The 23,144-nt window shown below is 39.4% G+C and carries 21 protein-coding genes; 16 read left to right on the forward strand and 5 right to left on the reverse strand.

What is annotated here, in order from left to right:
• The first annotated feature begins 221 nt into the window (after window positions 1-221).
• Window positions 222-1,034, forward strand: a complete 813-nt coding sequence (locus ACQKMF_RS20205; RefSeq protein ID WP_402944416.1) for a YfkD famly protein — start codon at window positions 222-224, stop codon at window positions 1,032-1,034.
• 36 nt (window positions 1,035-1,070) lie between these two features.
• Here ACQKMF_RS20205 and yfkAB read toward each other — a convergent pair whose 3' ends face one another.
• Window positions 1,071-2,192 carry a radical SAM/CxCxxxxC motif protein YfkAB gene (yfkAB, locus tag ACQKMF_RS20210; protein ID WP_402944784.1) on the reverse strand — a complete coding sequence of 374 codons (1,122 nt, stop codon included), beginning with the start codon at window positions 2,190-2,192 and terminating at the stop codon, window positions 1,071-1,073.
• A 155-nt stretch (window positions 2,193-2,347) separates the two neighbouring features.
• Between yfkAB and ACQKMF_RS20215 the strand changes: the two genes are divergently transcribed.
• Window positions 2,348-2,533: an SE1561 family protein gene (locus ACQKMF_RS20215; RefSeq protein ID WP_101224874.1), complete on the forward strand. Its 186-nt coding sequence runs from the start codon at window positions 2,348-2,350 to the stop codon at window positions 2,531-2,533.
• A 294-nt stretch (window positions 2,534-2,827) separates the two neighbouring features.
• Window positions 2,828-4,396 carry a fumarate hydratase gene (locus tag ACQKMF_RS20220; RefSeq protein ID WP_402944413.1) on the forward strand — a complete coding sequence of 523 codons (1,569 nt, stop codon included), beginning with the start codon at window positions 2,828-2,830 and terminating at the stop codon, window positions 4,394-4,396.
• A gap of 47 nt (window positions 4,397-4,443) precedes the next feature.
• Here ACQKMF_RS20220 and ACQKMF_RS20225 read toward each other — a convergent pair whose 3' ends face one another.
• On the reverse strand, window positions 4,444-4,581 hold the full coding sequence (locus tag ACQKMF_RS20225) for a hypothetical protein (protein WP_170971547.1): 138 nt from the start codon (window positions 4,579-4,581) through the stop codon (window positions 4,444-4,446).
• A 109-nt stretch (window positions 4,582-4,690) separates the two neighbouring features.
• Between ACQKMF_RS20225 and ACQKMF_RS20230 the strand changes: the two genes are divergently transcribed.
• From ACQKMF_RS20230 to ACQKMF_RS20255, 6 genes are all read left to right on the forward strand, one after another.
• Window positions 4,691-4,876, forward strand: coding sequence for a hypothetical protein (locus tag ACQKMF_RS20230; RefSeq protein WP_101224872.1), 186 nt, complete (start codon window positions 4,691-4,693; stop codon window positions 4,874-4,876).
• A 377-nt stretch (window positions 4,877-5,253) separates the two neighbouring features.
• Window positions 5,254-6,039 (forward strand): delta-lactam-biosynthetic de-N-acetylase, encoded by a 786-nt coding sequence (gene pdaA, locus ACQKMF_RS20235; protein ID WP_427574641.1) that lies wholly within the window; start codon window positions 5,254-5,256, stop codon window positions 6,037-6,039.
• A gap of 122 nt (window positions 6,040-6,161) precedes the next feature.
• Window positions 6,162-7,046 (forward strand): DNA-3-methyladenine glycosylase family protein, encoded by an 885-nt coding sequence (locus ACQKMF_RS20240; protein ID WP_402944407.1) that lies wholly within the window; start codon window positions 6,162-6,164, stop codon window positions 7,044-7,046.
• On the forward strand, window positions 7,043-8,431 hold the full coding sequence (rlmD, locus tag ACQKMF_RS20245; RefSeq protein ID WP_101224869.1) for a 23S rRNA (uracil(1939)-C(5))-methyltransferase RlmD: 1,389 nt from the start codon (window positions 7,043-7,045) through the stop codon (window positions 8,429-8,431). The genes ACQKMF_RS20240 and rlmD overlap by 4 nt, the downstream gene beginning before the upstream one ends.
• 395 nt (window positions 8,432-8,826) lie before the next feature.
• Window positions 8,827-9,789, forward strand: coding sequence for a tRNA dihydrouridine synthase (locus tag ACQKMF_RS20250; protein ID WP_402944781.1), 963 nt, complete (start codon window positions 8,827-8,829; stop codon window positions 9,787-9,789).
• Between the two features lie 127 nt (window positions 9,790-9,916).
• Window positions 9,917-10,444 carry a DUF1456 family protein gene (locus ACQKMF_RS20255; protein WP_230177834.1) on the forward strand — a complete coding sequence of 176 codons (528 nt, stop codon included), beginning with the start codon at window positions 9,917-9,919 and terminating at the stop codon, window positions 10,442-10,444.
• Window positions 10,445-10,593: 149 nt separating this feature from the next.
• Here ACQKMF_RS20255 and ACQKMF_RS20260 read toward each other — a convergent pair whose 3' ends face one another.
• Entirely contained in the window at window positions 10,594-11,493 is a 900-nt protein-coding gene (locus ACQKMF_RS20260) for a 3-hydroxyacyl-CoA dehydrogenase (RefSeq protein WP_427574644.1), read from the reverse strand.
• Between the two features lie 286 nt (window positions 11,494-11,779).
• On the opposite strand from ACQKMF_RS20260, the gene ACQKMF_RS20265 reads away from it, so the two are divergent.
• Window positions 11,780-13,048: an S-adenosylmethionine decarboxylase related protein gene (locus tag ACQKMF_RS20265; RefSeq protein WP_427574646.1), complete on the forward strand. Its 1,269-nt coding sequence runs from the start codon at window positions 11,780-11,782 to the stop codon at window positions 13,046-13,048.
• A 440-nt stretch (window positions 13,049-13,488) separates the two neighbouring features.
• Here the strand turns inward: ACQKMF_RS20265 and ACQKMF_RS20270 are convergent, their stop codons facing one another.
• Window positions 13,489-13,629 carry a hypothetical protein gene (locus ACQKMF_RS20270; RefSeq protein ID WP_202190642.1) on the reverse strand — a complete coding sequence of 47 codons (141 nt, stop codon included), beginning with the start codon at window positions 13,627-13,629 and terminating at the stop codon, window positions 13,489-13,491.
• A gap of 375 nt (window positions 13,630-14,004) precedes the next feature.
• On the opposite strand from ACQKMF_RS20270, the gene ACQKMF_RS20275 reads away from it, so the two are divergent.
• The 6 genes from ACQKMF_RS20275 to ACQKMF_RS20300 all read left to right on the forward strand — a co-directional run bounded on the left by ACQKMF_RS20275 (window position 14,005) and on the right by ACQKMF_RS20300 (window position 21,534).
• Entirely contained in the window at window positions 14,005-15,195 is a 1,191-nt protein-coding gene (locus ACQKMF_RS20275) for a glycine C-acetyltransferase (RefSeq protein WP_402944394.1), read from the forward strand.
• A gap of 44 nt (window positions 15,196-15,239) precedes the next feature.
• Complete coding sequence (locus ACQKMF_RS20280; RefSeq protein WP_427574648.1) at window positions 15,240-16,199, forward strand: L-threonine 3-dehydrogenase; 960 nt, start codon at window positions 15,240-15,242, stop codon at window positions 16,197-16,199.
• A 328-nt stretch (window positions 16,200-16,527) separates the two neighbouring features.
• Window positions 16,528-17,922, forward strand: a complete 1,395-nt coding sequence (locus ACQKMF_RS20285; RefSeq protein WP_101224863.1) for an amino acid permease — start codon at window positions 16,528-16,530, stop codon at window positions 17,920-17,922.
• 178 nt (window positions 17,923-18,100) lie between these two features.
• A complete protein-coding gene (locus ACQKMF_RS20290) occupies window positions 18,101-18,394 on the forward strand; it encodes an RNA polymerase alpha subunit C-terminal domain-containing protein (protein ID WP_427574650.1) in 294 nt (97 codons plus the stop codon).
• 96 nt (window positions 18,395-18,490) lie between these two features.
• Window positions 18,491-19,411, forward strand: a complete 921-nt coding sequence (gene coaA, locus ACQKMF_RS20295) for a type I pantothenate kinase (protein ID WP_101224861.1) — start codon at window positions 18,491-18,493, stop codon at window positions 19,409-19,411.
• A 617-nt stretch (window positions 19,412-20,028) separates the two neighbouring features.
• A complete protein-coding gene (locus ACQKMF_RS20300; protein WP_101224860.1) occupies window positions 20,029-21,534 on the forward strand; it encodes a malate:quinone oxidoreductase in 1,506 nt (501 codons plus the stop codon).
• A gap of 366 nt (window positions 21,535-21,900) precedes the next feature.
• Here ACQKMF_RS20300 and ACQKMF_RS20305 read toward each other — a convergent pair whose 3' ends face one another.
• Window positions 21,901-22,953, reverse strand: a complete 1,053-nt coding sequence (locus ACQKMF_RS20305) for a potassium channel family protein (protein WP_260356545.1) — start codon at window positions 22,951-22,953, stop codon at window positions 21,901-21,903.
• Window positions 22,954-23,144: the final 191 nt, after the last annotated feature.

The following is a 23,144-nucleotide window of genomic DNA, read 5'->3' on the forward strand; positions in this document are numbered from 1 at the left end:
GATTGTTCGATAAGCATACCTCCTGAAGGTTTAATAGGTATGAACGATTTCGCCTCCTTTTTATAATGTAAAATAAGTATAACCGATTTAAATAAAAAAGTAAATATTCTGAACTTTACAAATTCATTACAAAATCGAAATAAGAATGAAATGTATAGAATGTTAGCTAAAAACAAAATCTATAACAAAATGATTGAACCCCTCAAAAGGAGTGCGACAGCATGAGAAGAACTATTCTTATTACGATGATTGGCCTAATTGCCTTTATTCAGGCGAATGTAAGTTTTGCAGCTGATATTCCAGAAGGCAAAGCAAATCCGAATATGGTGAAAATCCCACCTTCAGTTTTGAATATTGCAAAGGAGAATACGTATCCGAACCCAACCCAGGATCTTCCGATGCTGCAGCCGAGTAAGTTGGCCGAACAATTGATCGATTCGTCGGATATCAAGATTGAAAATCCAGAACTCATCCATATGTTGAATGAATCGGCAATTGCAAAAGCTCCGCTTGCTTTTGGTTACAGGGCGACGATTTACCTTGGCCATTGGGCATTGAATTATGAGTCTTCGGAAACGGCGCCAAACTGGGAGTACCAAAAAATCAATACGAATTACTACGATAATCGCGGCGGTGAGGTTCCATACAGGATCCGTTATGTCCAGGAAAGTCAAAAGGCAGTGAGTGGCGGTCTTACAGCGAAAATCCCTAAGGCAGAGGATGTTCAAAAGATGATGCTGTTAAAAGCCACTGAGAAAACGAATTTGCCGTTGGCTTTTGAAACGATCATCGGAGCTGGTACAAAAAAAGATGAAGTATACAATGTTGCTTCTAATAGGATAGGTTACTTATCCAGTTATGCTTCCGCCGTCAATGAAAAAGGGAAGATCACATATGGGGAAGTGTATTTGAACTTAAAAGGAAGTAAAAGAACCATTACGATAAAGAACATCACTTCACAAGGCATCGGTGCATGGATACCGGTTCAGGACCATGTTTCCTTCAGCTTTACAGTCTCGCAGCAACCCAGGTAAATTAAAAAACTCGCCGGAATGGCGAGTTTTTTTTCTTCATATGGTTGACTTCCTGATCCTGAAGTCCTCCTTCGGGTAGTATGCATTTTTGACGAGAACATTCGGGCCTAGGCATTTGACTGCCGGACAATGGCAATTCAATTCATTGGCGAGTTTCGAATTCATCCATGTTTCATAGGATTCGGTCAAAGGTTGGTCTTTGATATTCCCTAATGTAGGCGCGTCACCGAAATCGGTCACGATCACTTCCCCGGTAAAAATATTGATGTTCAACCGGGAACGTCCATCAGGGTCATTACGAACAGTTACTTTATGTGAACCATAAAGGCGTTGAAGCAGCTTTATATCCTCTTTACTGTTATTGCAAGGATAAAATGGCAGGGTACCGAAAAGCATCCAAACATTTTCATCACGGATATCAAGCAAATGATGAATCGCTTCACGCATTTTGTCCAATGATAAAGTTTCAAGTGCCGAAGCGAAATCGCTTGGATACATCGGATGAATTTCGTGCCTTTGACATCCCATTTCATCGACAATCTGTCTGTGAATATGCTCAAGATGCGGCAATGTCCGTTTATTAAGCATCGTTTCTGCAGAAACCAGCACACCAGCCTTGGTCAGGGCCTGGGAATTTTCAATCATTTTATCGAATAATTTCTTTCGCTGTTCCCGAGATGGTTTTCGGTCCATCATGGCAAAGCCGATATCAATGAATTCATCGATCGTTCCCCAGTTATGGGAAATGTGCAGAACATCCAAATAAGGAATGATTTCCTCATACCGTTCCAGGTCAAGGGTCAAATTGGAATTGATTTGTGTCCGGACCCCGCGGCTACGGGCATATTTCAATAGAGGCAAAACATAATTCTTCACTTGTTTTCTTGAAAGCATCGGCTCCCCGCCAGTGATGCTGAGCGAGCGAAGCAAAGGGATTTCATCGAGGCGCTGAATCAATAATTCCAGTGGCAGTGCATCCGGGTCCTTGGGCTGAAGTGTGTAACCGACGGCACAATGCTCACAACGCATATTGCAAAGGGTGGTGGTGGTGAACTCCACATTGGTAAGGCTGAGCTTTCCATATTGTTCAACGTCCATATATGCTTCCCAAGGGTCATACTTGGGTGTAATTGGTGTTAAAAGATCTTGCTTGATTATTGACATATTTAAAACTCCTTACGTAATAATGCACTAACCCATTATGAACAATGGGGACAAAAAATGTCAAATGGCGGAGAGTGCATTTATAGCTTGCCATTGCACTTTCAAGCAGATTTCGTTACGATGAAAGAAGAACGGAAGGAGAGTGCCTCATGGGAAAATCCATTACAGGTAAAAACGAACAATTAACATACTTAAAAGAACGCCTCACGATGTTCATGGAAGTTCTTGATCATATCGAACCGGAAAATACGGAGTTGGAAGATATAGACCGTTTGATCGGCATGTTAGATGATTTGGAAGGCAAAGTGGAACAATTCAAAACCCGCGAAGATTAATATCTGTTTCGATAGTATGATTTTTTCAATGTTAATATTCATGAAGGGATGACGGGAATTCTGCGTCATCCTTTTTTAATGGAAATGATTGGTGATGAAATTTAATTCATGGGTTATTTCTGGCGGGTTTGCTCATTTCTCTCCAAATTGCTTTTCATTATGAAAAATAATTACTTGTTTTCGAAAGATTATGTTAGATGTATAATAAAACGGGTGTTGTATCATTCGCTATTTATAGAGAAGCAGGGAAATGATTAAATCTAATCTAGGGGAAATAAGAGGGGGAAGAGAAATTTGGATATTCAAAAATTCCAAGAAAGTATGTACAGTCTTATCGTTGAAACTTCAACGAATCTTCCAAAGGATGTTCGTCGTGCGGTCAAAAGTGCAAAACAACGTGAAAATGCAGGTACTCGTTCTGCATTGAGCCTGACCACCATCACGAATAATATTACAATGGCTGACGACAATGTATCACCGATTTGTCAGGATACTGGTCTGCCGACTTTCAAAATAAAAACTCCAGTTGGCGTGAACCAACTTGAAATAAAAAAAGCAATCCGGAATGCGATCATCTTAGCGACAAAGGGCGGAAAACTTCGTCCAAACGCAGTTGACTCTTTATCGGGAGAAAATAGCGGGGATAACCTTGGGGAAGGTCTTCCTGTCATTAAATTCGATCAATGGGAAAAAGACTATATTGATGTTCGTCTTATCTTAAAAGGCGGCGGCTGTGAAAATAAAAACATCCAATACAGTCTGCCTATGGAGCTTGAAGGATTGGGAAAAGCGGGCCGTGATTTGGACGGAATCCGTAAATGTGTCCTTCACTCTGTCTACCAAGCACAAGGACAAGGCTGCAGTGCCGGCTTCATCGGAGTTGGTATCGGAGGGGACCGTTCATCCGGATATGATCTGGCTAAGGCTCAACTTTTCCGCAGTAATGAAGATGTGAATCCGAATGAAGACCTTCGTAAACTTGAAGATTACATCATGGAGACAGCTAATGAATTGGGAATCGGCACGATGGGCTTTGGCGGCGAAACTACGTTGCTTGGATGTAAAATCGGTGTCATGCACCGTATTCCGGCAAGCTTTTTCGTCTCCGTTGCTTACAACTGCTGGGCGTTCCGCCGTTTAGGAGTGAAAGTCAATCCGGAAACAGGCGAAATCAATGAGTGGTTATATCAAGAAGGGGAGAAAATCGACTTTGCTTTGGAAGCAGAAAAAGCAGCGAAGGATGAAGTGGCAGCCGCTGCAGAATCGGACGTTGAAGCTTCCCGTGAAATCACCCTGCAAGCACCAATCACGGAAGAACAAATCCGTGAATTAAAAGTTGGTGACGTCGTTCATATTAACGGCAGAATGTATACAGGCCGAGACGCCATCCACAAGCACTTATCTGAAAATCCTGCACCAATCGACCTAGATGGACAAATCATCTATCACTGTGGACCGGTTATGCTGAAGGACGAAGAAGGCAAATGGCATGTGAAGGCTGCCGGACCGACAACAAGTATTCGTGAAGAACCATACCAAGGCGATATCATGAAACGATTCGGCATCCGTGCAGTTATCGGTAAAGGCGGAATGGGACCAAAAACACTAGAAGCACTAAGTGAGCACGGCGGCGTTTATCTAAATGCAATCGGCGGGGCTGCTCAATATTATGCAGACTGCATCAAATCCGTCGAAGGTGTGAACTTCACTGAATTTGGTATTCCAGAAGCAATGTGGCATCTGAATGTTGAAGGATTTACTGCCGTGGTAACCATGGATTCACATGGAAACAGCCTGCATAAAGACGTTCAGCAATCTTCATTGGAAAAATTGGCGCAATTCAAAGAACCAGTATTTAAATAAATGTATGCAAAAGACGCTCGCCAAACGGTGAGCGTCTTTTGCATAGCTTACTCCTCTATTTCCGGCAGTGGATCGATCCTTGATGCATCCTCTAAATTCAATCCACTTTTCACAAAATGAACAAACACTCCACCACTTAAACCAAGACAACCAACAAAGCCTAAAGTGATAACCCATTCCAGCATTTCATTCCCCCCCTGCTAATGTATATGAAAAAAAGGCGAAAATTACCTCAAAAAAGTACAATCTTTTGGAAAGGTCGCACATACATTAGAAGAGAAAGGGGGGATTTTCATGCAGAATAACTACTTCTTATTCTTTATGGCCATGCTAACCGGTTTTGCTTTCATCAAACTTCCTGTGGCAAACACGATTTTCTCCGGACTTGAAACATTCCTTGACGTAATCGGAATTGTAATCGTTCTCATTTTCGCTATCGCCATTATTTGGAAGGCGGCACAAGCGCTATTTAAAGGATAAACAAAACATGGAGGGCCAATCCTTTTCGGAGGAGAGGCCCTTTTTTGCGTCTGATTATAGACACTAACGAACTAATTCGGCCTCCGGGGCGTTAATTTGATCCAGAGTGAAATTTATACGGCTCAAGAGCGAAAATCCGACCTGTGGCGAGATCAATTCGCCCCACGGAGCGAAAATTCGATCTGTGGCGAGATCAATTCGACCCATGGAGCGAAAAATCGACCTACGGAGCAAAAAATTCGACCTAAAGCGGCAGAAATTCGACCTACGGAGCGAAAAAATCGACCTACAACGAGATCAATTCGACCTTCACAATATCATGCATATAAATCTCCATGTTCCAAACAATAAGAAAAAAGAACATGGGGGATATTCCAATGAAAAAAATGGTGATTTTATCCGCTTTTATTTGCTTGATATGCTCTTTGGCAAGCCCGGCTTTTGCAGAATCCTATAACTGGGGTTTCAATAAAGGAAAAAATGGGACACCTGCCGATGCCGGTAAAAAATTCAATGAAATGCTGCCTGGATATGAAGCGATTTATAAGGGGGATACAAAGAAAAAAGTCGTTTATTTAACATTTGATAACGGTTATGAAAATGGCTATACGGCCCAAATTTTAGATGTCCTGAAGAAACATGGTGCTCCTGGAGCATTTTTTGTCACGGGTCATTATTTAAAAACGGCACCTGAGCTTGTTGTCCGTATGGCTAATGAGGGGCATATCGTAGGAAACCATTCATGGAACCATCCGGATATGACCAGCGTGACGGACGATGTGATTCGCACGGAGCTTGAGCGGGTAAAAGAAGCAACGGAAAAATTAACGGGGCAAAAGGAAATGAACTACTTAAGGCCGCCTCGTGGGGTATTTAATGAAAGAACGATGAGGATCGCAAAAAAAGAAGGGTATTACCACATCTTCTGGTCACTGGCATATAGAGACTGGATTGTTGATCAACAAAAGGGTGCCGCGTTCGCACACGATGAAGTGCTTAAGCAGATTCATCCCGGTGCGATATTATTATTGCATACCGTATCGAAGGATAATGCGGATGCTTTGGACTCGATTCTGACGGATCTTGAAAAACAGGGGTATGCTTTCGGTAGCCTCGATGATTTAATGATTGAGAAGCAGTTGCCGAACCGAATGCTTTATTAAAGTGAGAAGCGGGTCCTGTAGAGATAATTCGGGTCCCGCTTTTATCCATTCTCCTCAATTTCAAGTAATATTTCAGGAAACATGCTATAATACGTGGAAAACTGCTAAAGGATGGATCGCTTGTGTGGACAGAAAAATTACAGGTTCAAGGACCCTATAATTTCGATCTAGTTCTCGAACGATTATCGTTAGACCCACTTCAGGTAGTTGATTTCACTAACAGGACGGTAAAAGTTCCGCTATATATAGAAAATGAACCAATCGTTTTGCAGGTTCAAGCAATAGGAAATATCGATGAACCATCTTTTATCATCAAAGGTCATTCAGAGGTATACAAGTCAAAAGCGATCGAACGGTTAAAAAAGGTCTTTCATTGGCATCAGCCATTAGAAGGCGTTTCCAGGCATTTCCGGGAATCCGATTTGCGGGAAATCTTCGAAGAGCACCGCGGTACTGCCATAGTCTTGGACTTCGATTACTACAGTTGCCTCGTTAAATGCATCATACATCAGCAATTGAACTTATCCTTTGCCCATACGCTTACGGAACGATTCGTTAAAACCTTCGGCTACCAGATGGAAGGTGCCTGGTTTTATCCGACGCCGGAAACAACCGCCCAACTTAAAATCGAGCAATTGAGAGCCATTCAATTCAGCGGCCGGAAAGCGGAATACGTCATCGGACTTTCCGAGCAGGTCATTCAGGGCCATCTCGACCTTGATATAATGGAAAAGCTATCCGATCAAGAGGTTATGGATACACTAATAAAAATACGCGGTATCGGTAGATGGACGGCTGAAAACTTCCTGCTTTTTGGACTTGGCCGGCCGAACCTATTTCCTAAAGCCGATATTGGCATTCAAAATGCCTTGAAAATATTATATGGCTTACCGCAAAAGCCAACCCAAGAAGAAATGGAGTCCTATAGTGAGAAATGGGCTCCATATCTAAGCTACGCTTCCCTCTATTTGTGGAGAAGCATTGAAAAACGGAGTGAAAAGAAATGACAAACATTCAAGATACAAAACTGGAAGTGGATCAAACCCTTCCCCTTACGATTAAACGGCTTGGCATTAATGGAGAGGGAGTCGGTTATTTCAAAAAGAAAGTCGTCTTCGTCCCAGGAGCATTGCCTGGTGAAGAAATTGTAGCTTTGGTCACAAAGGTGCAGCCAAACTTCACCGAGGCGAAAATAAAAACCATCCGTAAAGAATCACCGCATCGCATTGCAGCGCCATGTCCGGTTTACGCTGAATGCGGCGGATGTCAGTTACAGCATTTAAGCTATGACCAGCAGCTTATCGAAAAGCGCGATATCGTCATTCAAGCGATGGAGCGCCATTCGAAATTCCCGGTTTCTTCATTAAATGTAAAAGAAACGATTGGTATGGAAGATCCTTGGAATTACCGCAATAAAAGTCAGTACCAAGTCGGCCAAAAAGATGGTAAATTGATTGCTGGCCTTTACGGCTTGAATTCCCATAATCTGATCGATATCCCGAATTGCCTTGTACAGCATAAGGCAACAAATAAGGTAACACGTACAGTGAAAAAGATTCTAAAGAACCTGAACATCTCAATATATAACGAAAGAAAAAGAAAAGGTGTTATTCGTACGGTCATTACACGGGTAGGCTTTGAAACAGGTGAAGTGCAGGTTGTCCTTGTTACAGGTGCGGAGGAAATTCCACAAAAAGATCAGTTGCTAAAACAAATTCGGGACCAATTGCCAGAAGTGAAATCGGTCGTTCAAAACATCAACAACCGAAACACATCACTGATATTTGGCGAAAAAACGATTCACCTGGCAGGCGAAAAAGTCATCAACGAAACATTGGGTGACCTATCATACGAACTATCAGCGCGTACATTCTTCCAGCTTAACCCCGTTCAAACTGTTCGCTTATATGATGAAGTGAAAAAAGCGGCAGCCTTAACCGGCACGGAAAAAGTGGTTGACGCTTATTGCGGTGTAGGAACCATTGGTCTATGGCTGTCTGAAAATGCCAAGGAAGTCAGAGGAATGGATGTCATTAAAGAATCCATCGAGGACGCAAAGAAAAATGCCAAAAAACATAAACGCGACAATGTATACTATGAAACAGGCAAGGCCGAGAATATCCTTCCACGCTGGACCAAAGAAGGCTGGAAACCGGACGTACTTGTCGTCGACCCGCCAAGATCAGGCTGTGACCAATCATTACTGCAGACAATCTTGAAAGTAAAACCGAAAACCATAGTGTACGTATCATGCAACCCTTCGACTTTGGCCAAGGACTTACAAGAACTGAGCACTTCTTATCGCGTTGAGGCCATACAGCCTGTGGATATGTTCCCGCAGACGAGCCATGTAGAGTGTGTCTCGCAACTCATACTAAAAGAAGGAAACTAACGAATCGCTAGTTGCTTTTGTATATAGTTTTTACACTGATGTAAATGGATAAATATATTGGAATCATGTATTGAATAAAATACTGATTTTCTGAGAACATGTTTCTATTAAAACATGTTCTCCTATTTTTTATTCTTCTTCATAATGTAATTCTGGTGGGTTTGAGCTGTAAATGCGTTTTGGGTATTAAAGTCCGCCGTCAATTCCATTCGGACCGATTTTCCTTAAAATAAACATTGCCGATTTTCACAAATTATAAATGTCCAAAATGTACTTGTGTTTGATAAGGAGTTATTAAGCATGATATAAGTGTAAAAGAAGTGGAGCACTTGGCTTTTATATTTTTTGACCGAGAGTTTGAAGTTGTATCCATAGTGAGAGGATTTGAGTTTGAAATGATAGATAATTTTTGGCGTGATTTACCACGACCATTTTTTGTACTTGCACCAATGGAAGATGTGACAGATGTTGTTTTTCGTCACGTAGTAAGTGAAGCCGGTCGACCTGATGTATTTTTCACAGAGTTTACAAACTCGGATAGCTATTGCCATCCAGAGGGCATGAAAAGTGTGCGTGGCCGTTTGACTTTTACAGATGATGAGCAGCCAATGGTGGCACATATTTGGGGGGATAATCCCGAATATTTCCGTCAAATGAGTGTTGGCATGGCAGAGCTAGGATTTAAGGGCATCGATATTAATATGGGCTGCCCTGTACCGAATGTGGCATCGAGAGGGAAAGGTAGTGGCCTAATTCTGCGTCCAGACGTGGCGGCAGAACTTATTCAAGCAGCAAAAGCGGGCGGACTGCCTGTCAGCGTGAAAACACGACTTGGCTATAATGATGTAAATGAGTGGGAGGAGTGGCTGACGCAAATTTTAAAACAGGATATTGCGAACCTTTCCATTCATTTACGTACAAGAAAGGAAATGAGCCAAGTAGATGCGCATTGGGAGCTAATTCCGGAAGTCAAAAAATTACGTGACCGTATCGCACCAAATACGCTACTAACAATCAATGGAGACATTCCTGATCGTCAAACTGGACTGCAGCTTGCTGAACAATATGGTATTGATGGCGTTATGATCGGGCGAGGAATTTTTAAAAATCCTTTTGCTTTTGAAAAAGAGCCAAAAGAGCATAGCAGTAAAGAATACCTTGATCTTTTAAGATTGCAGCTCGATCTTCAAGATCAATATGCGGAAGTACTACCACGTTCAATCACAGGGCTTCATCGCTTTTTCAAAATTTATGTCAAAGGATTCCGTGGAGCTGGTGAATTAAGAAATCAATTGATGAACACGAAATCAACAGATGAAGTGCGTGCATTACTTGATAACTTTGGAAAAGAATGTTGATGGGAGCAATAAGCAGAGTGATCCGGGAATCTGTAAAAGGTTCTCGGATTTTAATCTGCGTTTATTTCCATCCATTTGTGAAATAATGAGAGTACTGTGAATAGAGAAATACATAGGAGGTTTTTGGATGCATAATCATGATATATTAATTCGATTAAGATATGCGCTTGATATTAAAAATAAAGATATGGTAGAGATATTTAAACTCGGGGAGATTGAAGTGACAATGGAAGAAGTCATGCAGATGCTCACAAAACCAAAAGATGATTATTATGATGAATATGAAGAATATGATGATATGGATGAAGAGGAAGATGGGGTAACCTGCAATAACATGATGTTAGAGTCCTTTTTAAATGGTTTGATCATTTTTAAAAGAGGGAGACAAGAGCCAAAACCTGGTCAGCCTCAAAGTCAGGCACCGGCTGTAAAGATTAAGGAAAGTGTGAATAATATCCTCTTGAAGAAACTGAAAATAGCATTAACATTAACCAGTGAGGATATGATCGAAATTTTGGAAGAAGCAGGAGTCATGATAACCAAAGGGGAATTAAGCGCTATACTAAGAAAAGTGGGTCATAGGAATTATAAAGAGTGCGGAGATCGATACGCGAGGAATTTCTTAAAAGGATTAACTTTGAGATATAGGGGATAACACTGTAACATCTACATTATGAATCAGACCATGAAATCGTGAAAAGTACTTTTCACGATTTCATGGTCTTTTTCTTATGACGATATTGAAGGGATATAAAGTGCGAAATAGTAAAAAAAGAAGGCACTCTCAAGGCACCTTCTGAATCATTAACATTTTAAAAAGTCTGTTTTTGCGAAATTGGGGTTTGGATATTTATAGAAGCCTTCTCCTGCTTCTCTTCCGATTTTCCCTTTATCGATATATTCTGTTTTCAATAAGTTAGCCAGCTTTTCAATCTCTGGATCACCTGTCGCTTTCGCTTTTGCAAGTGAAATATTATAAGCGGTATTGATTCCTACCACGTCCAATATAGCGAATGGACCAAGAGGTCCCCCTGTTGCGACCATCCACGTTTTATCGATGGTTTCCGTATCAGCCACCCCTTTTAATAAGAGCATTTGGGCAGCATCCAAAAGAGGAACCAATAAGGAATTCAGAATATAGCCTGGCTGTTCTTTATGTAAAGGCAGAGGAACCATTCCAATCGCTTTTGCAAAATCAATCACTTCTTCGAAAACTTCACTATCCGTTCCAGGATGCTTCATGATTTCTGCCGTATTGTTTTTCCAGATTTCATTAGCGAAGTGCAAAGCGAGGAATTTTTTTGGACGGCCTGTTGCTTCGGCAAATTGGCTTGGTAATAATGTAGAAGAGTTCGTGGCAAAAATTGTTTTTTCAGGTGCCGCTTTTCCTAACTCTGTGTAAAAATCTGTTTTGATTTGAACCACTTCCGGAATCGCTTCAATCACAAGATCAGCTTCGGCAACTGCCCCAGATAAATCACTGTGGAAAGAAATGCGGGCATAAGCAGCATTAAGATCTTCCTCCGCAGCTCCTATGTCTTCTTTATAGTAGGGCTTCAAATTAGTGATCCTATCTTTTGCACGTTCCAATGCTTCATCATTGATGTCATATACTGATACGTTAAATCCTTTGAATGCGGTTTGAAATGCAATCTGACTTCCTAAAACGCCGCTGCCGGCAATCGTGATGTTCTGATAATTCATAGTCATTCTCCTTTATTTCTTTGGATATCTCTACTTGTTAATTATTGCACTTATCATGAAAATAGATGCAGGAATAGCTTTTGATATATATTATTTTCCCTTTAAGGGACCCGATAAAAGCATATTAAAACGTAACACCCCTTCTTAGATGCAGGAGTTTCTTCATAACCATTCCTATTATTTTGAATTGATGATAGCTTGTACGTATTGCTCATTTCATCAGTTGCCCATTGCATTTCACCCGTAACTACATAGTTTATAATAAAAGGTTGGACGAGGTGTAAAAATGGATGATTACCAAAAAGTGATAACCATTCTTGGGAGTGCAGGAGGGGCAGCAAAATCAATACTTGCCATATTGAATAAATCAGCTATTGATAAAAAGGATCCAATCCATCTTTTTATATCCAGTTGTATTATTCACTTAATTGATATTAAACAAAAAGAAGAAAAATATTATCTTGAATTATTTCCACAGCTAAAAAATCACTTTGTATTACATCAACTTGATTTAAAAGATACAAAGAGGTTTACTAAGCATCTTGAAAGCACAAAAACATTTTGTGTAATAGATCTATCACGGGCGGATACGGTTGAAATGCTGGAATGCTGCGACGCATTAGGTGTAAATTATGTTAATTCCGCTTTAGAAAAAACAACGATCGATGAAAAGGAAGAATTATCTCATGGATTTCCTTTAATTGAACGATTCAGGCATTTTGAAAAGCATAAAGATCGATTTTCAAATTCTACAGCTATAATTGGGTCGGGAATGAATCCAGGTGTGGTTCAATGGATGGCCATTGAACTTTTAAAGAAAGATTCAGAGGAACGTCCGCTTGGCTGTTATATTGTAGAGCATGACAATTATTTTTTTAAGGACAAAGCGAAGGCAAAAAAGGACGTCATTTATACAACTTGGTCGCCAGAAGGCTTTCTGGATGAGGCCATATCAAGCTACCCGATGTTTATGAATCACCATACGCCGCTCTTTTTATATGAAAATGTTTATGATGTGGATTTCAAAGTCACTTTAGGGGACAAGCAGTTTTACGGTTGTTTAATGCCTCATGAAGAAGTATATACCTTGGGCAAATTGTTTGATATGGAAGGCGGCTTTTTATATAAGGTAAATGACCATACGACGGAGTTAATCCGATCGAAACTGGATGACGTAGCTCAATTATGGGACCATGAAATGGAGGTTCTGGATCCGCTTAAAGACGAACTTGAAGGGGAAGATCTAGTAGGCGTCCTTATTGTTTATCAACAAAAAGAGCATTATATGTACAATGTACTAAGTAATGCCGATATCTTTTCCAAATACAAAACCAATGCCACATACTTTCAAGTGGCCTGCGGTATATATGCTGCCTTATCGGTGTTGCTAATGGATCAAATCCCAAAAGGAGTTTATTATGTAGATGAGTTATTGTTAAAAACGAATAATCATTATGGACAATATTTGACCTACTATATGACGGATTTTGTAATAGGGGAAAATAATCATTCAGATGGTCCTTTACTTCACAGAATGAAAAAGATGAATCAATAATTTTTAACTATATAAAGTTGTGCACAAGGTGGGGGAAAGGAAAAAGGAAAAATCCTTATTCTTCAAATTTCCCTTCTGAATGTGCATAACTTTTTTGTTTTTTGATTTACTTTTTACGTGTAAGTTACGGCAATATCCGGAGCTGATCAGCAGCTCTTTTTTTATTGTTGTAATGGACTTTAACGTCCATTAGTACAATGTAAAACAGACAAAAAAGAGGATAATTAATGCCCTTGCAGACCATAGACAATTTCAGTTTTTTCTTTAAAAAAGTTTAAGAAATTCGCTCCCTTTCCGCCGACTATCTGCCAAGTCTCATCTGGAAGGGGGCACCAAGTATTGTTTTAAAAAGTGGTGAAATCACTTCGGTAAAATCGTGGAAGGGATTCGACAAGAGACCATTCCGGAATCCCTTTTTCGACAAAACTGAAAGAGGATAATCAATCCCCTTGGTTGACTTCATTTGTTTGTTCATCAGATTTTTGGACGATTTCTTTTAATTCACCAATGTCACCTTTTGCATTGATAATCTCAAAAATCTCATTTAGGCCTTCTGAGGTCTTTTCATTTTCCGTTTTCACAATACCACTCCTTAATTAGGTTAATGGTTAATGTCTCCAAAAAACCAGTAGATAAAACATCGGTTACATTGGAAAATTGATGAAATTCTCTTCGTAATTCCATTGATATAAACGCATTTCAGGCGAATGCTGATTGTAAAAACTACAAAAATTCAAATTTTTTTGTCCACACAATATGGACAACATTAAAATTATCAATTATTATGATTGTAATAACACTTAGTATAAAGGGATTTACGTTAATGTTGAGTGTGTTTATGGAGAAGACACGTGTATTTTTGGAAAAAAGGGAAAAAATACAATGTTTTTTTAAATAGGGGTAAAACATATAAAGATCCTGCATTTATTCCAACCATCAATGAGGGGGTATATTAAATGTCAAGTGAAATATTAAATAAATTTTTGAAAGAAAATTTGGAAGATTTAAAAGAAAAGGGGCTTTACAACGTTATTGATCCGGTGGAAGGTCCAAACGGTCCGGTAATCACCATTGCAGGCAGAGAGCTAATTAATTTATCATCCAATAATTATTTAGGTTTAGCAACAGATAGACGATTAATAGAGGCTTGCATAGAAGCGACTAAAACATATGGTGTCGGTGCCGGTGCCGTTCGTACGATCAACGGAACGTTAGATATTCATGTCAAATTAGAAGAAAAGCTTGCCGAGTTTAAACATACAGAAGCAGCCATTGCTTATCAATCTGGATTTAACTGTAATATGGCAGCGATTTCAGGAGTAATGGATAAACACGATGCCATTCTTTCAGATGAACTGAATCATGCTTCAATCATTGATGGTTGCCGATTATCCAAGGCGAAAATTATTCCTTTTATCCATTCCGACATGGACGATTTACGGACAAAAGCACGTCAAGCAAAGGAGTCCGGATTGTATAACAAGATCATGATTATCACCGATGGGGTTTTCTCGATGGATGGGGATATTGCCAAGCTTCCTGAAATTGTGAAGATAGCTGAAGAGTTCGATTTAATTACGTATGTTGATGATGCGCATGGTTCAGGTGTATTAGGTAATGGTGCAGGAACGGTAAAACATTTTGGATTATCGGATAAAGTGGATTTCCAAATTGGTACATTATCCAAAGCCATTGGTGTTGTTGGAGGCTATGTAGCAGGAAAGAAAGATTTGATTGATTGGTTAAAAGTGAGAAGCCGTCCATTTTTATTTTCAACGGCTGCCACACCGGGAGCAGTTGCAGCTAGTATAGAAGCCATCGATATTTTGATGAATAGCTCAGAACTTCAAAATAAGCTGTGGGAAAACAGCGATTATTTGAAAAAAGGCCTAAAAGAATTAGGGTTTGATATCGGGGAGAGCGAAACACCGATTACGCCTTGCATTATAGGTGATGAAGCAAAAACGCAGCAATTCAGCAAAAGGCTGAATGAAGAAGGTGTGTATGCTAAATCCATCGTATTCCCTACCGTTCCAAAAGGAACAGGAAGAGTGAGGAATATGCCTACTGCTGCTCATACAAAAGAGATGCTGGATCGTGCAATTGCCATTTATGGAAAAGTAGGAAAAGAGATGTCGATCATATAAGAGATTGCTTGTTTCAGAGTTTAAAACATGGGGAGGGATTTTTGATGAAAAAGGTCTTGGTAACGGGGGCTTTAGGTCAAATTGGTTCAGAATTGACGCTGAAAATGAGAGAGATTTATGGAGCTGACAATATCATTGCAACAGATATTCGAAAAACGGACAGCGATGTTGCTCAATCGGGTCCATTTGAGATATTGGATGTTACAGATGAAAAAGCGATGTATAACATGGCAAAAAAACATGAAGTGGATACGATTATACATTTAGCCGCTTTATTGTCGGCAACAGCTGAAAAGAAGCCGCTTTTAGCTTGGCATTTAAACATGGGCGGATTGGTCAATGCTTTGGAATCTGCAAGAGAACTCGATTGCCAATTATTTACGCCTAGTTCCATTGGTGCCTTTGGTCCAACCACTCCTAAAGATTGGACACCGCAAGACATCATTCAACGGCCGAACACGATGTACGGCGTGAACAAAGTATCCGGAGAATTATTATGTGATTATTATCATCATAAATTTGGGGTTGATACGAGAGGTCTTCGATTTCCGGGACTGATTTCGTATGCGACACCTCCTGGCGGCGGAACTACCGACTATGCAGTTGAAATTTACTATGAAGCGATTAAAAACAAGCGATATACTTCTTACATTGATAAGGGAACGTATATGGATATGATGTATATGCCGGACGCTTTAGCAGCCATCATTACATTAATGGAGGCAGATGCCTCAAAATTGAAACATCGGAATTCTTTCAATGTTTCTGCCATGAGCTTTGATCCGGAGCAAATTGCAGCCGAAATTAAAAAGCATATTCCGGAATTTGTCATGAATTATGAAGTCGATCCTGTAAGACAATCCATTGCAGACAGTTGGCCAAATACAATTGATTCAACTTGTGCGAAGGAAGAGTGGGGATTCAAGTCGGAATATGATTTGGAGAAAATGACGAATGATATGTTGTTAAAGCTGAGAATAAAGTCCCTTTTAGTAACAGCATAATAAACCTGCCAGCCGAATAAAAGAGTTGCAATACTCTTTTATTCGGGTTACTTTATACAGGGGAATTTTAATGCTTAAGGGGTGAGCTTTTATAAACGTTAAAAAGTAAGCGCTTTCTATGAAACCTTGAACAGAATTAAGAAATAACATGAAATTTTATGGTAATCTTTCCAACTGTCAGAATGCTTAAGAGTGAAGAATGATTTTATGAGGCAGCTTTAAGAAAGATAAAAAAAGTGGAGCCTGCTATATCATTTCTATACTGAATAGGGAGTGTATTAAGCATCTTGAAAAAATTTCGACTATTAGTAGTGTAGGGGGAAATGGAATGGCAAACAAAGATTTGAATAGGGAGTTGAAAGGTCGTCATATTCAGATGATCGCTTTGGGCGGAACGATTGGTGTCGGTTTATTTATGGGTTCAGCCAGCACGATCCAATGGACAGGCCCGTCTGTAATGTTAGCTTATGCGATATCTGGGCTTTTTATATTCTTGATCATGCGCGCAATGGGGGAAATGTTGTATTTGGAGCCAAGTACAGGTTCATTTGCGACATTTGGTTATAAGTACATTCATCCATTGGCTGGGTATATGACAGCATGGAGTAACTGGTTCCAATGGGTTATTGTCGGGATGGCAGAAATTATTGCAGTGGGGACGTACATGCAGTATTGGTTCCCTGATCTCCCTGCTTGGATTCCAGGTTTAATCGCAATGGTGATTCTTGGAGCAGCGAACTTAATTTCCGTTAAATCCTTTGGGGAAATTGAATTTTGGTTTGCATTGATTAAAATCGTGACAATCATTTTAATGATCGTTGCAGGTTTTGGACTTATCTTCTTTGGATTAGGTAACGGAGGGGAAGCCTTAGGATTATCGAATCTTTGGGAGCATGGCGGTTTATTTACAGGTGGCTGGAAGGGCTTCTTCTTTGCTCTTTCACTGGTGGTTGCCGCTTATCAAGGTGTAGAATTAATTGGGATTACAGCTGGTGAAGCAAAGAATCCGCAAGAAACGATAACGAAAGCGATTCAAAGTACCATTTGGCGTATTTTAATCTTCTATATCGGTGCAATTTTCATTATTGTAACCGTTTACCCTTGGGATCAATTAAGCGCGATTGGCAGTCCATTTGTTGCGACTTTTGCGAAGGTTGGTATCACGGCAGCAGCTGGAATCATTAATTTTGTCGTAATCACGGCTGCTATGTCTGGCTGCAATAGTGGTATTTACAGTGCTGGACGCATGCTTTACACATTAGGGATGAATGGACAAGCACCAAAATTCTTTGCTAAAGTATCTAATAGCGGTGTTCCTTTATTCGGTACTTTTGGAGTGATAGTCGGGTTAGCACTTGGGGTTGTATTAAGTTATATTGCACCAGAAAATTTATTTGTGCATGTATACAGTGCGAGTGTACTTCCTGGAATGATTCCATGGTTTGTCATTCTGATCAGTCAAATTAAATTCAGGAAAGTCAAAAAAGCTGAAATGCACAATCATCCATTCAAGATGCCTTTTGCACCTGTTACAAACTACCTGACCATCGCTTTCTTGGTCATGGTATTAATCGGTATGTGGTTTAATGATGACACACGCATATCACTTATGGTTGGAGTAGGTTTTCTGGCTATCGTTGTAATTAGTTATTTCGCTTTTGGAATAGACAAGCGTGTACAAGCCAATGCTCAGGCAGAGGCTAAGGAAGATAAAGTGGGTTAATCTATCATTCACTTTGGGTTTTTACAAAGGGTTGCTGCGGCAGCCCTTTTCCAATGAAACCAAAAGGGCAGTTCAGTTTTAACAAGAGATGATAAAATGGATTAAAATGATTGCTTCATTGTGAAGTGTGAACTTTTTATGTTCGGATTAAAAATCTTCAGAAAAGGGGAAGTTGACAATGACAACTTCAAAGAAGAATATGAGGACTTGCGAAAAGGGACACAAATACTATAAATCCAGCGATTGTCCGACCTGCCCTATATGTGAGCAGGAACGAAAACCGGACACCGGATTTCTTTCAGTTCTCTCGGCACCTGCCAGACGTGCATTGGAATACAATGGGGTAACCTCTTTACAACAGCTCTCAACATATAGTGAAAAAGAGATTTTGAAATTTCACGGTATGGGACCAGCTTCTTTACCTAAACTTAGGGCTGCTTTGGAGACAGGCGGGTTATCATTCAAAGATTAATCACTTTACGTGGATAAGGGATCAGGAACATCTTTTTTATGATCATCATCCTTGTTAAACTGATAGTAACTCTAAAAAGTGAGGTAACGAAAAATCATGAGTTCCTATACTCCCTATTTTGAATTCAATCGAGAAAAGTGGGCATCTCTGCGAAACCATACTCCTCTTCCTTTAACTGAAGAAGAATTGGATAACTTAAAAGGAATAAATGAAGAAATATCCATTCAGGAAGTAGAAGAGGTTTATTTGCCCTTGACTCGTTTGATCAATTTACATGTTGAAGCATCTCAGCAGCTTAACACAGCCACCACTTCATTTTTAAAAACTGATGTTAAAAAAGTACCTTATATCATTGGGATTGCAGGGAGTGTTGCTGTAGGAAAGAGTACGACAGCAAGGTTGCTTCAGACTTTATTATCTAGATGGGATAATCACAGAAACGTAGGTCTTGTCACTACCGACGGTTTTTTGTACCCAAATGATCTTTTAGAAGAAAAAGGACTCATGAAAAGAAAAGGGTTTCCTGAAAGTTATGATACTCAAAAATTAATTAATCTTATCGGAGATGTAAAAGCAGGAAAAAATAAAGTGGAAGTTCCAATCTACTCACATTTGAAGTATGACATTTTGCCAAATGAAGTGCAGACTATCTGTAATCCGGATATCTTAATAGTGGAAGGTGTTAATGTTCTTCAGGTAGACAAGGAAAACCAAGTATTCGTCAGTGACTTTTTTGATTTCTCACTCTATGTAGATGCAGATGTAAACGACATAGAAAGATGGTATGTTGAAAGGTTCCTTTTACTTCAAAAGACCGCATTTCAAAGTCCTGAATCCTATTTTCACCGTTATATTAACTTGTCTAAGGAACAGGCCATTAAACAAGCGACTCAAATTTGGGATGAAATCAATTTGAAAAATTTACATGAAAATATACTGCCGACAAAAGGACGGGCAAAACTCGTCTTGAAAAAGGGATCAGAACACAAAGTTGAAAATATCTTTATGCGAAAATAATATAATGAATGTAAGGATTGTGTATTAGAATAATATTTTTTTGTAATAGCAATAAAGTAAGGAATTTTTTATAAGGGACTATGCTATAAGTCTTAAAATTAGCAATATTATCAATGGTCTTACCTTATATTGGTTTAATTATCAGTAATTATTGGTATTGTTATAATATCTAATAATTGGGTGAAATTTATGATACAAGTTAAAAAGGTAGGAGTTTAACATTTTCAGGAAGGTACTTATTGTTTAGGGAAATGGTTACAAATCCTTCTAATTTCACTTCTGATTTTGTCAATAAATGTGTTTTTCAGTCGCTTTTTCCGATGTGTCAATATTATTTCACTAACAGTTTCTTCCTTCAATAAGGGGAAGTTGCTGAAGAAATCTTTTAATGCGACTATCGGGGCGGATAAGTTTAAGCTAATTTCTTCACAAAATCAATATTTTAACAAAAAAAGTAATAGTAGAATATTTTAATCTATGAAATAATAATAATAGACTATGATATAGTTATAAGGAGACAGAAAAGGTGTGTTCCTTGTTCGTGCCTGGCTTTTTGTGACACCTAAGCAGGAGCGCCTACATCTTTTTTGAAAATATAGGGGATAAGGAAGGTTATAATGAGCAACATACAGAAACAAACAGACGTTATCTTAATTGGCGGCGGAGTCATGAGCGCGACTTTGGGATCATTACTGAAAGAGTTAGCACCGGAATGGGAAATCAAAGTATTTGAGAAGCTTGCAAACGCAGGAGAAGAAAGCTCTAACGAATGGAATAATGCGGGTACGGGTCATTCTGCACTTTGTGAGCTTAACTATACATCCGAAAAATCTGACGGATCTATAGATATAAGCAAAGCAATTAAAATTAATGAACAGTTCCAAGTTTCATTGCAGTTTTGGTCGTATCTTGTAAACTGTAAGCTGATTGATAATCCGCAAGACTTTATCATGCCATTGCCTCATATGAGTATGGTACAAGGGGATAAAAATGTAGCGTTCTTAAAGAAACGTTTTGAAGCGCTGTCAAAAAATCCTCTGTTCAAAGGTATGGAGTTTTCCGATGACCCAGCAAAACTGATGGAATGGATTCCACTTATTATGCAAGACCGTCCATCAAATGATTCTATAGCGGCAACAAAAATTGATTACGGTACTGACGTTAACTTTGGTGCTTTGACACGCATGTTGTTTGACCACTTAAAGACTAAAAACGTCGATATCAAATATAAACATAGTGTTGATAATGTTAAACGGGCTAGCGATGGCACATGGGAATTAAAAGTGCGTAATGTCGATACTGGCAGCGTAGAACGCCATAATGCTAAATTCGTCTTTATCGGCGGCGGGGGAGGAAGCTTGCATTTACTGCAAAAATCCGGTATTCCTGAAGGGAAGCATATCGGCGGATTCCCAGTTAGCGGATACTTCATGGTATGTAATAATCCGGAAGTTGTTGCGCAGCATCATGGAAAAGTATACGGAAAAGCTAAAGTTGGTGCTCCACCAATGTCTGTTCCGCATCTTGATACACGTTTTATCGATAATAAAAAATCGTTGCTTTTTGGACCATTTGCAGGCTTCTCTCCGAAGTTCTTAAAAACAGGTTCAATGCTCGATTTAATAACTTCCGTAAAACCTAATAATGTTTTAACTATGTTGGCGGCAGGCGCAAAAGAGATGCCATTGACAAAATACTTGATCCAGCAAGTTATGTTATCGAAGGAACAGCGCATGGAAGAGTTACGAGAGTTCATCCCGAACGCTAAGAGCGAGGATTGGGATTTAGTAGTGGCTGGCCAACGTGTACAAGTTATCAAAGATACTGCTGAAGGCGGCAAAGGTACACTTCAATTTGGTACGGAAGTTGTCAGTGCATCCGATGGCTCGATTGCAGCATTGCTAGGTGCTTCTCCAGGGGCTTCTACTGCTGTTCATGTTATGCTTGAGGTAATTAATAAATGCTTCCCGCAACGTATGGAAGAGTGGGAACCGAAAATTAAAGAAATGATTCCTTCTTATGGAGAGTCACTAATGGAAAATACTGAGCTTCTGCACGAAATTCAAACTTCAACATCAGAGACGCTTGGTCTAAGCAAAAAAAAAGAGCTAGTTTATAGTTAATTTTTGGATACTGAAGTAACATTGAAATTAAAAATAACAGAACCTTTAATCTATCATTGATTGAAGGTTCTTTTTTTGTTTTAAAGCCTTATTCATTTAAGGATGCTTATTTGTAGGCCAACACGAAGAAAATTGAGTTTATGGCGCTAGTACAATTTGGACGTTGATTGGAACGAGAGGCACTCACTTTCCGCGGGCGGTCCGGGATCCTCCTCCGCATGCGCCTGCGGGGTCTCCTCTAGACGCGCTTTTCTAAGAAGAAGTCTCGTACACCCGCTCCAATCAACCTAGTTCTAACTTTTAGATAGAACCCTCTTGTCTACAAACTGAGGAATGCTATTATAGCATCCCTAAAGATTTCTGCTTCTAATGTATCTTTGAATTTATTTGGGAAATGGTTTCTTTATCGCAAATAATGAAAAGCTGTGCATCATCGGGAATTCGTGCATCTAATTTTTGGTTTATGTTAAGATCACCACGATCTGCTACCAGTGTGGCTCCTTTGTTAAGAAGATCTATAAACGCATCACGATAGGTTAGCCATTCATCTTGTTTAGGAATCTCATACATAGTTTCCTCATATTTCGTGCTCATAAGTTCTGAATACATGTGGGTGACTCCATGAGAAAATAATGATCGTACTGCTGCGTGGGAGATCATTTCTTGCGTAGGAATAAACTCGTCCACCTTTACACGCTCGAATAAACGAATATGCTTTTGATTTATCACCTCGGCTGTAACATGGATGGACGTATTTGTTTTTTCTTCAATGGCCGTTATGGCAGTGGCAACTAATAATGTCTTTCCATCGACAAGTAACGGATCCTTTGTAGCATAATTATCTTGTGTAATTTGGTCAGCAAAAATGATAACGCCTTTTGCTTTAGGCAGATTTGCACGGAGTAATGTTTCTTCATCGGTGGCATCCCCGCGAACATAAAACAGACGCTCCTCCATCATAGGAGCTTTTTCCAAGTTATCAATGATTACAATATCAATGGTTTCATCAGATTTAAAAATTTCTTGGAGTGCAGATTTTGACTTATCACTCCACCCAATCAAAATGATATGATTTTTACCTGTATATTTCATTTTTCCACCAACTTTACGTTTTTCGATAAGATATACAGATTTAATTATTTTTCCAATAAAAAGACTAACAAGCCCAATACCAGTGATGTAAAGACCAATGGTAAATGCTTTTCCAAGATCGGTGACTGGTGCATAATCCCCAAAACCAACCGTAGCAAGCGTTGTAAGAACCCAGTAAACTGAGGTTAAATATGATTCGAACGTCTGTGGCTCTATAGAAAAAGCTACATACGCAGCAACTAATATGTATAAAATGGCAAATGGTATAAAGATTCTACCTCTTAATTTAATCAGGTAATATATTATTTTTTTTACCTTAATTCTCATCATACCCATCCTAGTTTTCAAGTCATCGATTAAATTTATAGTTCCCCAATTTAACAATTAAATAAACGTAAGTGTAAAAAAACTATTTTTTACCCAAGCAAGAAGCAAAAGAAAACTGTTTAAAATAACGTTCAGCTCATTTTCTTAAGCAAAGAAATAGGCAGATCTTGAGAATTCCATTGGGTTTCATC

Origin of the sequence: Peribacillus sp. NPDC101480 (genome assembly GCF_050277335.1) — a bacterium.
GTDB lineage: Bacteria > Bacillota > Bacilli > Bacillales > DSM-1321 > Peribacillus.